The sequence below is a fragment of the Nannocystis punicea genome, from assembly GCF_026965555.1.
GTDB lineage: Bacteria > Myxococcota_A > Polyangia > Nannocystales > Nannocystaceae > Nannocystis > Nannocystis punicea.
The window spans coordinates 3,776,307-3,788,369 of the sequence record NZ_CP114040.1; the positions used below are offsets into that span (position 1 = coordinate 3,776,307).

Consider the following 12,063-nt stretch of genomic DNA (forward strand, 5'->3'; position numbering starts at 1 on the left):
ATTCGTGCGCTCGCAGGGAGAGATCCAGGTAGCGCGCTCCTGATCCAGCGGAACGCGCGAGGTCAGCAGGAACGGCTCTGGCGCGAGTCGGGCGGCTGCGAGGGCGGCCGTGCTACCATGTAAATCCGATCGGGCGCGAGTTCATGCCTGCTCTGATCAACACGACCAACTACGACGCGTTCGCGGAATTCGGGGTAGATGGTGAGGGGGCCTCATGCATAGTGCTCGTCGTCGCGGGGAGCTTCACCATGCCGCGTCCGGGGCGGGTAGCGACCGGGCCCTTGCGCCGTTGCGAATATCAGGTGCCGGGGGCCCGCCAAGACTCGTACTTCGGCCGGCCGGGCGCGTCGAGCCTGCGGCGTGAGGGCCAATCATCGTACACGCGACCTGGGACCGACGTCTACCTGCTGGGCCGAGCGTGGGCTCCGGGAGGCCGGCCGTGCAAGGAGGGGAGGGTGACACTGTCAGTCGGGTCGCGCGTTCGGACGGCGCGGATCGTTGGACCGCGTCTGTGGACGCAGGGGATCGGGACATTGAGCCCGGAGGCGCCGGCTCCGTACGAATCGGTCGAGCTCCGCTATGAACATTGCGCTGGAGGTCCGCTCGTACCAGGCAACCCTGTCGGTTGCGGGATCCATGGCAGCGCTCGCGAGGCAGTGGGTCAGCCGCTGCCGCAGATCGAGGACGGCGCGCACCCGATGCGCGATTGGTCCGAGCGCCCGCCGCCGCTCGGCTTCGGACCGATAGCCCGTCACTGGCATCCGCGGTGCACCTATGCGGGTACTTACGACCGAGCTTGGCTTGAGGAGCGCGCGCCGCTGTGGCCGAGGGATCTCGACCTCCGGTTCTTTCATGCAGCGGCGCCAGGGCTGTGCTTCGACCCGTACTTGCAGGGAGGAGAATCTGTCTGCATTGCCGGGTGCCACCCGGACGGCGATTATCAATTCGAGCTGCCGCGCGTTCGTCTATGGGCTCGGACCTATTACCGGCGGGCGACCATGGACATACGGACGATGCGGCTGGACGCGGTCGAGCTCGACGCGGACGCGGGGATTGTGCAAGTGGTGTGGCGAGCTGTGGCGCCACTCGCCGGTGGGGTGTTCGAGCACGAGACCTCGGTGGTCGCGGAGGACGTGGCGTGAACGTGATGGGGCTGACTCTGGCGACGCCGCTCGGCTTGACCGCGGCTGCGACCCAACGAGCGTGCGCGGCGGGGATTTCGCGCGCGGCGTTGCTCGAGGACCATCCGCACCGGCCGACTGCGGTGCGACTGACGTCCTTGCCGGATCTGTTCAACCGCGAGGACCGGATGCGGGCGCTGCTGTGGCGCAACCTGGCGCCGCTAGCGGCGCTGTTGCCCGCTCTCGGGGACGCACGAGTGCCCTGTTTGCTGGCGCTTCCCGAGGCTGACTCGACGTTTGTCCTGCGCCGCTGGTTAACAGGCGTGCGTGGTGGCCCGAAGCTGGCAGGGCTCGAGATCAGCTGCTTCGAGGCGGGGCGTATCGGCTTCTTCCGCTGCCTGGCTGCGGCGCGTGAGGTGCTGGCGGAGACGCGGGTGCCGAAATGGGTGGTCGTCGGGGCGGTCGACAGTCTGGTAGATCCCGCCACGCTCGAGGCTCTGGCGGCGGATGGACGGCTGCTCGGGGACCGCAACCCCGACGGCATCATTCCAGGAGAGGCCGCAGGGTTCGTAGTGCTCGCCAACACGGCAGCGGTCGCCCGCGCGCGTACTTTGGTGCTGGCCCGCATCGCCGCGTTGGCCGAGGCGCGCGAGCCATTGCCTGCGTGGGAGCGCGGGCCGTACACGGGGCAGGCGCTGACCGAGGTGTTCCGCGCGCTGCGGCACCATGCTGCTCTCCGCGGACGGCGGGCCGACCGCGTGCTGACGTGCCAGCCAGGCGAGACCTTCTGGGCGCACGAGTTTGCGGCCGCATACTTGCGCAACGCAGAAATGATGCCCGAGCCGCTCGATCACTGCGGCCTGGACGGGAGTCTCGGGGAGGTCGGCAGCGCCGCGGGGATTTGTCAACTCGCGCTAGCGCTGCACGCGTTCGCGCCTTCGCCGTGGTTGCGGCGCGCGCCGCTGAGGAGGGTCGTGCTCCACGGAGCGTCGGAGGCGGGCGCCTACGCGGGTTGCCTGCTCGTGCACCCAGAGGTCGATATTCATGAATGATGTCACTGCGAATAATCGCACGATCGTCCACCGCGGCGATGGCCTGACGAACGTGGCAGCGCTGCCCGACGTGTGCAAGACGCCGACGCCGGCCGGCCCGACGCCGGTGCCCTACCCGAACGTCGCCCGCGACGCGGACCTCGCCAAGGGTAGCAAGCACGTGAAGATCGCGGGGACGCCGGTAGGCCACGCGAAATCCGAGCTGTCGCGCAGTAGCGGCGACGAGGCAGGGACGCTCGGCGGCATCGTCTCGGGCAAGAACCGTGGGAAGATGACGTGGGGCTCATCGAGCCCGAACGTACTGGTCGAGGGGCATGGGGTGGTCCGCTTCGGCGACCCGGCGCACCACAACTGCAACACGTTCAACGTGGTCCATGTGCAAGGCGGCGCGGTAGTGGTTGTGCTCTACGGCGACGACGCCCCGTGTGCGCTGTGCGAGAAGAAACACGAACCGATGCAGATGAAGAACGAGGCGGCCAACGCGAGTGCGCTGGTCGACGCGCTGATCGCTAAGTTGTCCGCGCTGCCGGACCAAGGCGTCCGCACGACGAAAGATCGGAGGACAGAGGAGATCGTCACTAGCGGCTTCATGGTCGGGGTCGTCGTGACGCAGTGCAACCAAAAATACGCCGCCTGTTCGGCTCTCCCGAGTAGCGGTCCGCACGAGGGATTCGTGCAAGCGGCCCAGGACGCAGGTATGATCCCGTGCGTGCTCCCGGGGTTGCAAGTGGTTCGGCAGGCGATGTTGCCAAGCGCCCGACGTAATCTCGACAAGATGGCGCAGGCGCGGGGGCAGACGATTCGCGAATGGAGCGCGAGCGCCGTCGAAGCGGAGGCCAACAGGCTGAACAAAAAGGCACATCGACTCGACGGTAACCCCATCGGAAACTGCGCGGCGCAGCGGGCGATCGCCGCGGCGCTGCTCGACGAGCACGTTCCGACGATGCTGTGCGAAAAATGGTACGGGCCCAGCGGGACGCGATCGACGACGGTCAACGTGAAGGGCGCTCAAGTCCGGCGATTCGCCGGCAGCAGCACCGCGCCGCCAGTGCTGTTGTCAAGCGGCGCGGAGAACGTTCCGCGCGGACACGGTCGCGCTGTGCCGTCGTGCACGACTTGTCAGCACTTGATCCCGCAGCTCTTATGCTTCACCCGCGACCAGAAGTGCCATTGAGCTTTACCGCGCCTCGGACAGGGGCCGCGGAGATCGTGAGAGGGGCGGGGAAGCCCGCGCGGAGCTCGTCGAGCGCGGCGAGGTCGGATGCGCCGATGAACACGACGAAGGTCATGCTGGCCGGGAGCCGGTGATAGATGATGTCGGTGTCGCCGCGTTGCATGATGAAGAAGTCCCGATTCGGCGGGCGCGCGACGTACCCGAGCGCGCTCAGGGCCTCGCGGACGAAGGCGTCGACGTCGTCACCCGTATCGAGCGCGCCGAGGTCGGCGTGGACGCTCGGCTCGGCCCGGAGATGATAGGGGCGGCGGGCGAGGACCTCCCGGTCGAACAGCTCGAATGCGACGTGCTCCGAGAAGCGACGCGCGAGCAGCGAGTATTCCTCGTCCGGGAGTTCGTGGACCTCGGCCAAGAAGATCGGTGGATCGTCGCCGTCGAGAGCGAGGAAGAGGTCGAGACGATCCACGGAGTCCGCGTGGCCGATCCGCACGCATTCGGGCCGGCTGACGAAGCGCGTCTTTTCGTACCCTGCGAGCACTGCCGGCACCGACAGGTCATGGTTGCCTAGCGCGAGAAAGGGAAACGGAGTGTCGCCCGCCCAGCGCGCAAATTGAAGGTAGGTGAGGGGCAGGGGGCGACCCAGGGTGTCTTCGAGCTGCCGCAGCGCGGGTTCGGAGGTGCCCCGCACAGGGAGGTCGCGCGGGAGAAGGCGGATGAGCTCGTCGAGCCACATGAGAGATCGGGAGTATAGGGCAGGTCGCGCCGAGCGTCATTCGTGCCACTTGCGGCGCGGGCCGGCAGGATCGTGTAGGCAGCTTGCGCGTTCTGCGCGGTGATGCGCGGGAGGGGCCGAGACCGGGCCCACCGGGCGGCCCCGGCGCGCTCAGCGATTGAAGGGGCGCTCCTGAATCCAGCGGAACCCGCGGGAGGTCAGCAGGAACGGCTCGTCGATCCGGCGCAATCGCGCCACCGTGGCTGCCCCGTCGAACGCGCCCTCGATCACCAGCTCGCCGGCGGTCGGCTCGCTGTATGTCAACACCTGCGATTCGTCGGCGCCGATCCGCTGCCAGGACAGCGTCTTCTGCTCGGCGTCGATGTTCAGGCGGTAGCGCTGGCCGGAGCCGTCGGCCAGCTGGATCGCGCCGATCCCCATGGTGTTGATGCCGACCCGGGCCCAGCGCGCCTCGTCGGGGACGACGACCTCGGATCCGCGCTGGAACGAGACCACGCGATAGACGCCGTGGAGCGGCCCGGGCTCGCGGTTCATCGACAAGACCCACAGCCCCTGGGCGGCGGTGACGACTACGACGCAGGCGATGAGGCCGACCCGCGTGGCCGTGAGGGCGCGGCGCAGGCCGCGGCGGGCGATCGGGTACGGCGCGAGCGGGCGCGGCTGGACCGGGCGGTGGAACCACAGCACGTCCAAAAGCCGCGAGACGTCCGGCGCGAGCACGTACAGGCCGACGAGCACCAGGTGGGCCGAGAATTGCTTGACCGCGACGTCGTAGCAGAGGTTGAGCAGCAGCACCTGGCTCATCGCCATCAATGCCAGCAGCGCGCCGAGGGTGGCGGTACGCCGCCACAGCAGCAGCGCCCCGGCGATGGTCTCGACGATCCCGGTGCACATCACATACGCCGGGCTCGCGCCCATGAATGTCCACAGTAGACCCATCGGCGACGAATCACCGTAGGGGACCACCAGGCGATCGGGGCCGGGCGGCGGGAATTGCGTCGGGATCGCCTTGCACAGGCCGTAGACCAACAGATAGCAGCCGAGGTACAGGCGCAGATAGGCGCGAGCGCGATCGAGGAGGCGGTCCCAGTCGACGCCCGCACGCAGCGACCGCGGCCATAGCAGCGCCGCGGGGACGGCTACTGCCGCGAGGCAGAACAATTGCACATAGTCGAACATGGTGTCCCCGCTGCCGGTCCTGCGGGGGATCGCCTCGACGTCGAACACGACGGCGCCGACCCAGGTCACCACGGCCTGCCAGGCCGCGCCGGGGATCGCCAGCACCATGTCGAGGCCGGGGACGAAATTGAGCGGGAACGGGGCGGCGTAGAGGAGCAGGTAGGCCAGCAGCCAGCGCTGCAGGAGGGTCGCCGAGGGAAATGGAGCGCTCGCGGACTCGGTCATCGCCGGGGCGACGCCTGCACGCGCCGTTGGTTCCCGCGACCGGGCGACCAAGCCGTGGACGGCGCGTGACGTCCGGAGCGCCCGGGGAGGCACGGAGCGCCTCCATCGTGGCCACCGGATGCGGCGCGAATTTTTCCGGACCGTCGAAGCCGGTGTCATCCGTCGATGGGGCGGTCGACAGGATCCGCGCCGTCCGCTCGCGTCACCCGTCGATGAGACAGGCAGTCGAACCGTCCGCTCGCGTCACCCGTCGACGAGTCCGTCGACGAGATCGGAGTGGTCGACAGTCGCAGACTCTGAGGAGCTCCTGCGCACGGGATTCCGGTCGCGGTTCGACGGAGGCGGTCGACAGCCGCAGACTCTGCGGAGCTCCTGCGAAGGGGACACCCGTCGCGGGTCGACGGAGGCGCTCGCAGACCGTGGCGACCTTCTGCGGAGGGGATGCCGGTCGCAGCGGCGGTCGGGGTCCGCGGAGACGTCCCCCTGAACGCCAGATCTGCCGTTCGTCGGAGCGACAACGATCGTTGTTCGCGTCGACCGGCATCCGGATAATGAGGCGATGGAGAGGCGTATGGATTCGAGGACGAGATGGGCGGCGATAGGGTTGTGGATGGGACTCGCGGGCTGTAGCGACGATGGCACGGCGAGCGCGACGGCGCAGCCGACCGGTAGCACCACCGAGGAAGAGACCGGCACCACCGGGCCGAGCTCCGGGGAGCCGACCACGGGCGTGCCGACGACGACCGCGACGACCGAGACGGGCACGGACTCGACGACGACGACGAGCACGAGCGAGCCGACCACCGAGACGAGCGAGCCGGGCACGACGACGACGACGACGACGACCGAGCCGGAGACCTCGACGGGCCCGGCGCCGGTGTGCGGAGACGGTCAGCAGGACGCCGGCGAGGAGTGCGACGACGGCAACGACGACGACACCGACGCGTGCACGAACGCGTGCACGAACGCGAGCTGCGGCGACGCGATCGTGCAGGCCGGGGTCGAGGAGTGCGACGACGGCAACCCGGAGGACGCGGACACGTGCACGAACGCGTGCAAGAACGCGGCCTGCGGCGACGGCATCGTCGGGCCCGGCGAGATGTGCGACGACGGCAACCAGGTCGACGACGACGAGTGCTCGAACACCTGCGCGGCGGCCGGCTGCGGCGACGGCGTCGTCCAGGCGCCCGAGGAGTGCGACGACGGCAACGACGACGACACCGACGCGTGCCTCGCCACGTGCCTGGCGGCCGAGTGCGGCGACGGGGCGGTGCAGGCCGACGTCGAGGCGTGCGACGACGGCAACGACGACGACACCGACGCGTGCCTCGGCACCTGCGCGGCGGCCGAGTGCGGCGATTCGGTGGTACAGGCGGGCGTCGAGGAGTGCGACGACGGCAACATGAGCGACACCGACGCGTGCCTCGCCACCTGCAAGGCGGCCACGTGCGGCGACGGCAAGGTGCAGGCGGGCGTCGAGGAGTGCGACGACGGCAACATGGTCGACGACGACGCGTGCAACAACAACTGCAAGTCGGGCCAGCGGATCGTGTTCGTCACCAGCACGACCTACAGCGGCAACCTCGGCGGCCTCGCCGGCGCCGACGCGCAGTGCAACCTCCGCGCGGCCGCGGGTGGCCTGCCTGGCACGTACATGGCCTGGCTCAGCGACGACACGGGCTCGCCGTCGACGCGCATGAACAAGTCGACGGTGCCCTACGTGCTGCCCAACGGGGTCAAGGTCGCCAACAACTGGGCCGACCTGACCGACGGCAACCTCCTCGGGGCGATCACGGTCACCGAGATCGGCGGCCCGGTGCCCACCACCAACTTCTGCGGCCCCAACGAGGCGACGGTCTGGACCAACACGACGCCCGCCGGGACTCAGATCAATTCACAGGGCAACTGCGCCAACTGGACCGGCGGCGCCGGCGGATCGAACTGGGGCTTCGCCACCCGCGTCGACAACGGCTGGACGCAGTGGTGCAACGGCGGCGCCTGCATCCACCCGGCCTTCCTCGCGCCGATCTATTGCTTTCAGCAGTAGGCGGTCGGCGTATTCGCCGAGAATCCCGGGCGCGGCGACGTGCCCGCAATTGCGTAGGTCCGGGCCGCTCACGCGTGCGCGCGTGGGCGCGACGTGGAGTCGCCGCAGAGCTCGCCGCAATCGCGGCGCAGAGCCCGGTGGGCCCGCCGCACCGAACGGCGTTGAACTCACCCCAAAAATCGCCGCGAGGTCGACCGCCCCCGAATCCATCACCGGACTCGACAGCGCATTCGCGACTCGCTGCATTGGCTGGGAGGCGCCGACGGATCGTGTTCCGGGCCCCAATGCTCGGTTGCGTGACCTGCGGACGGCCCCCCGTTGAAGGTTTGCACGCGGAAGAGTATGGTGCCTCGCCAACTCGCGCCATAGGCCCCGGCGCTCCTGCCGGGGCCGTGGGCGGGCTTTGTCCGGCGACCGCCCCGAGGTGCTCCGATGAAAGATAAGTCCCGCGACCTTCCCTCCTGCTACGATTGCGCCGCCGATCCGGGCGGGCGTCTCGAGCAGATGTTCGTCGAGATCGTGCAGAAGCGGCGCATCGCGCTCGGCCAGTCGCCCGCGCTGCGGCCGGTGTTCCGCAAGCTGCACGGGGTCGTGGGCGCCAAGTTCGTCGTCCGGCCCGGCCTGCCGCCCGGGCTCGCCGTCGGCGTATTCGCCGGCACCTCCTACGACGCGTGGGTCCGCTTCTCGAGCGACACCGCCCCGACCAGCGCGGACCTCACGTCGACTCTCGGCGTCGGCATCAAGCTGTTCGGCGTGCCCGGGCCCAAGCTGCTCGGCGACGGCGACACCCACGACTTCCTGCTGCAGAACCACGACGTGTTCTTCGTCGACACCGCGAAGGACATGTGCGAGTTCACCTACGCCGGCGTGGTCGCCGGCGATTATCAGCCGTACCTCGACGCCCATCCGGTCACCGCCCGGATCCTCAACGAGATGGCCAAGGTCGAGGGCAGCGTGCTGACCACGCCGTATTGGAGCGTGCTGCCGTTCCGCCTGGGCGGTGATTACGTCAAGTACTTCCTGCGCCCGACCGTGCCGGCGGCCAACGTGCCCGACGACGCGACCGATTATCTGGCGACCGACCTGCGCACGCGCCTGCGCGACGGCGCCTACACCTTCGAGTTCTGCGTCCTGCCGCGGACCGACCCGAAGAACATGCCGCTCGACGCGGCGACCGTGGCGTGGAACAGCGAGCCGATCGTCGTGGCCACGCTCGAGATCCCCAAGCAGGATGTCGACGCCGCCGGGCAGAGCAGCTACGGCGAGAACCTCGCCTTCAACATCTGGCACGCCCTCGCCGAGCACGAGCCGGTCGGCAGCATCGCCGAGGTGCGCAAGCGGGTCTACGCCGCCAGCGCCACCACGCGCCATACCGCCAACGGCATCGCCGACGAGGAGCCGCGGGCGCCGCGGCCGTTTCCTCCGGCCGCACCCGCGCCCGCCGACTCGTGCATCGTCGCGGCGGTGATTCACCCGTCGATCGGCGTCGCCCGGGTCGGCAACAGCCCCGACAAGTGGTTCATCGGGCCCGAGGTGCCCGATCCGCCCGCGCCCGCGCCCGGCAGTCGGCGCGACGACCAGGGCCGGCTCGCGCGCCAGGCCGCGAGGTTCCGCGTCTACGGCGTCGACGCCACCGGCAAGATCGTGCGCGAGCTGACCGACGCGCGGGTGAAGTGGACAGTCCACCTCGCCAACAAGAAGGCGGCCTGGTATCAGTTCCAGCTCGCCCTCGACGTGCCCGAGGTGGCCTCCGCTCCGCCGACGCTGCTGCGCAACGCCGCCGTCGCCGATCGCACGAAGCTCGTCATCGATCCGGGGCCGCGGTCGATCAGCGGCGCGAATCGACCGGGCGTGCAGTTCGACACCGGCGCCTTCATGGGCACGCACGTCTACCTCGGCGAGCTGCGCACCGACGACGCCGGCCGCCTGCTCGTGCTCGGCGGGCGCGGTCACTCGGCCTCGTTCGACGGCAGCCGCGCGGTCACCTTCGCCAACAACGACGGCTGGCACGACGACACCGCCGACGGTCCGGTCACCGCCGAGGTCGTGCTCGACGGGCGCGCGCTGGCGGTCAAGCCGGCGTGGGTGATCGTCGCGCCGCCCGACTACGCGCCGATGCGCAAGAGCGTGCGGACGATGTGGGATCTGATGCGCGACGTGGCGATCCAGGGCGGCCTCCTCGGCCGGCCCGCGCGGCCCTCCTTCAACGGCGACATCCGCCCGATCTTCGAGCGCCTGTCCGGCCTGCAGTGGGTCAACGCCGGCTTCGCCGCGGCGTTCGGCTACAAGGGCCAGTTCGACCTGACCGAGCCGGCCACCCTGCGGCGGCTCGCGGTCGCCGACCCGGCCCAGCGCGAGCAACGGCGCGTCCTCGCCAATCAGTTCCGCGTCCTCGACCGCGACGGCTGGGCCGCGCAGCAGTGGCCGTGGCTGTACGGCGACGCGATGAACATCCCGCCGGCCGAGACCCCGCGGCAGAACGCGGTCCTCACCGACACTCAATTGGCGATGCTGCAGCAGTGGGCCGCCGGCGACTTCGACGAGGACTACGACACCGCCCCGCCGCCGGCGCGCATCGAGGACGTCCCGGTCGCGCAGCAGGGCGCGATGCTCGACCGCGCGGCCCTCGACCACTGCCTCGCCGACGCGTTCCACCCCGGCTGCGAGATGACCTGGCCGGTGCGACATGTCCAGATGTACATGGCGCCGTTCCGCTTCAAGCACGCCACCCAGGCGGTCGAGCCCAGCTACGGCGCGGCCCTGATCGGCGACACGTTGACCCTGCCCGACGGGCCGATCGCCGGGCAGTTCCCCGGCGGCATCACCCGCTGGATGGCGGTGCCGTGGCAGACCGACACCGCGAGCTGCCGCTCGGGCTACATCAAATCGTACGACCCGTACCTGCCGACCTTCTGGCCGGCGCGGGTGCCCAATCAGGTGCTCACGCGCGAGAACTACGACATCGTCGTCGATCCGCAGCGGCCGCTCGCCGAGCGCCTGACCGCGTTCGCCCACCGGGCCTCGTGGACGCGCACCTTCGACGCCGCCTCGTACACCGAGACGATCAACAACTTCGTCGCCCACATCGACTGGCCCGGCGTGGTCGAGCCGCGGCCGGGGCCGACCGACGGGGCGCCGTTCCCCGCGGTGCTCGAGGTCGAGGAGCTGCCGCAGCCGCTGGTCGCCGCGCCGCAGGGCCTCCCCGCGGGGACGGTCGCCACGCCGGCGGAGACCGAGGCGCTCGAGAAAGAGCTGCTGGCGATCGAGAAGGTGCATCGCTTCCCGACCGGGCTGCATCGATGAGGCCGGATGTCGACGTCGTGGTCGTCGGCGGCGGCCCGGCCGGGGCCGTCGCCGCGCTGAACCTCGCGCCCGGGCGCTCGCTCCTGCTGGTCGAGCGGCGCGAGCGAGCCGTCCGGGTCGGCGAGTCGCTGCTGCCGGCCGCGCGCCGGCTGCTGGCCGACATGGGGCTTCTCGACGCGTTCGCGGCCGAGGGTCACGCGCCGTGGTACGGCAACACGTCCAGCTGGGGCGGCGACGCGATCGAGGAGCTCGACTTCCTGCGCGGGCCCGACGGCCACGGCTGGCACCTCGACCGCGCCCGCTTCGAGACGTGGTTGCAGCGCGAGGCGGTGGCCCGCGGCGCGCGGCTGGTCCACGCGGTCGCCAGCGACGTGCAGCCCGCGGCGCCCGGCTGGCGCCTGCTGTTGCGCGGCCCCGGCGGCGCGGTCCGGGTGCACACGCGCGCGCTGCTCGACGCCGGCGGCCGCTGCTCGCCGCTGTCGCGGCGCCTGGGCGGCGTGCGTACGCGCGACGATCGCCTCGTCTGCGGCTGGCTGCACGGCGAGGGCGACGGCCCCGGGTTGACCAGCATCGTCGCCGAGCCCGACGGCTGGTGGTACACCGCGCCGCTGCCGGGCGCGCGCCGGATCCTCGCGTTCCACACCGACGCCGATCTGCCGGCCGCCCGCGAAGCCCGCGATCCCGCGCTTCTGCTCGCCCGCGCCGCCGCGGTCCCGCAGCTGGCCCCCTGGCTCGCCGGGGCCCGCTTCGCCGCGCCCGCGGCCGCCGGCCTCGCCCTCGCGCACGGGGCCGTCCTCGCGCCCGCGGCCGGCCCCGGGTGGGCCGCCGTCGGCGACGCCGCCCTCGGCTTCGACCCGCTCGCCTCGCAGGGTCTGTTCAATGCGCTCTACACCGGCCTCGCCGCGGCGGAGGCGATGGCTCGCCACCTGGACGGCGAGCCCGACGCGGTCGCCGACTACACCCGCCAGCTCGCCCGCGTGCGCGAGGCCTACGTCCGCCACCGCGACGAGACCTACCGCCGCGAGCAGCGCTGGTCCTCGCGCCCGTTCTGGGCCCGCCGGCATGTCCTCGCCGCGCCGTGGGCCGAGGTGTCTTGAAGGGCATGCTCTCGAGGACATGCCCGTTCGTAAATGTCCTCGAGAGCATGTTCACATGGACATGTTTTTATGGGCGCATGCGCTGCCCGGCGCGTCGCCGAGGAGCGAGCAGGCCGGATCCTCGTGACCGAC

At 70.5% G+C, this 12,063-nt stretch carries 8 protein-coding genes; 6 read left to right on the forward strand and 2 right to left on the reverse strand.

The features are described from left to right. Positions 1–143: 143 nt before the first annotated feature. From O0S08_RS14540 to O0S08_RS14550, 3 genes are read left to right on the forward strand one after another with little or no spacing between them, the layout of a single operon-like run. Complete coding sequence (locus O0S08_RS14540) at positions 144–1,142, forward strand: DUF2169 family type VI secretion system accessory protein (RefSeq protein WP_269039729.1); 999 nt, start codon at positions 144–146, stop codon at positions 1,140–1,142. Beyond that, positions 1,139–2,173, forward strand: coding sequence for a 3-oxoacyl-ACP synthase (locus O0S08_RS14545; protein ID WP_269039730.1), 1,035 nt, complete (start codon positions 1,139–1,141; stop codon positions 2,171–2,173). Before O0S08_RS14540 ends, O0S08_RS14545 begins: the two co-directional genes overlap by 4 nt. Then, on the forward strand, positions 2,166–3,347 hold the full coding sequence (locus O0S08_RS14550; RefSeq protein ID WP_269039731.1) for a DUF4150 domain-containing protein: 1,182 nt from the start codon (positions 2,166–2,168) through the stop codon (positions 3,345–3,347). The genes O0S08_RS14545 and O0S08_RS14550 overlap by 8 nt, the downstream gene beginning before the upstream one ends. Here O0S08_RS14550 and O0S08_RS14555 read toward each other — a convergent pair. Further along, positions 3,322–4,080 (reverse strand): hypothetical protein, encoded by a 759-nt coding sequence (locus O0S08_RS14555; protein ID WP_269039732.1) that lies wholly within the window; start codon positions 4,078–4,080, stop codon positions 3,322–3,324. The genes O0S08_RS14550 and O0S08_RS14555 overlap by 26 nt on opposite strands. A gap of 150 nt (positions 4,081–4,230) precedes the next feature. Then, the gene (locus tag O0S08_RS14560; protein WP_269039733.1) at positions 4,231–5,484 is read right to left on the reverse strand and encodes a hypothetical protein; all 1,254 of its coding nucleotides are present in this window, start codon (positions 5,482–5,484) and stop codon (positions 4,231–4,233) included. Between the two features lie 610 nt (positions 5,485–6,094). Here O0S08_RS14560 and O0S08_RS14565 point away from each other — a divergent pair. From O0S08_RS14565 to O0S08_RS14575, 3 genes are all read left to right on the forward strand, one after another. Continuing rightward, complete coding sequence (locus tag O0S08_RS14565; protein ID WP_269039734.1) at positions 6,095–7,531, forward strand: DUF4215 domain-containing protein; 1,437 nt, start codon at positions 6,095–6,097, stop codon at positions 7,529–7,531. Between the two features lie 432 nt (positions 7,532–7,963). Continuing rightward, positions 7,964–10,834, forward strand: coding sequence for a LodA/GoxA family CTQ-dependent oxidase (locus tag O0S08_RS14570; RefSeq protein ID WP_269039735.1), 2,871 nt, complete (start codon positions 7,964–7,966; stop codon positions 10,832–10,834). Further along, positions 10,831–11,931 carry a tryptophan 7-halogenase gene (locus O0S08_RS14575; protein ID WP_269039736.1) on the forward strand — a complete coding sequence of 367 codons (1,101 nt, stop codon included), beginning with the start codon at positions 10,831–10,833 and terminating at the stop codon, positions 11,929–11,931. The genes O0S08_RS14570 and O0S08_RS14575 overlap by 4 nt, the downstream gene beginning before the upstream one ends. Positions 11,932–12,063 lie beyond the last annotated feature (132 nt).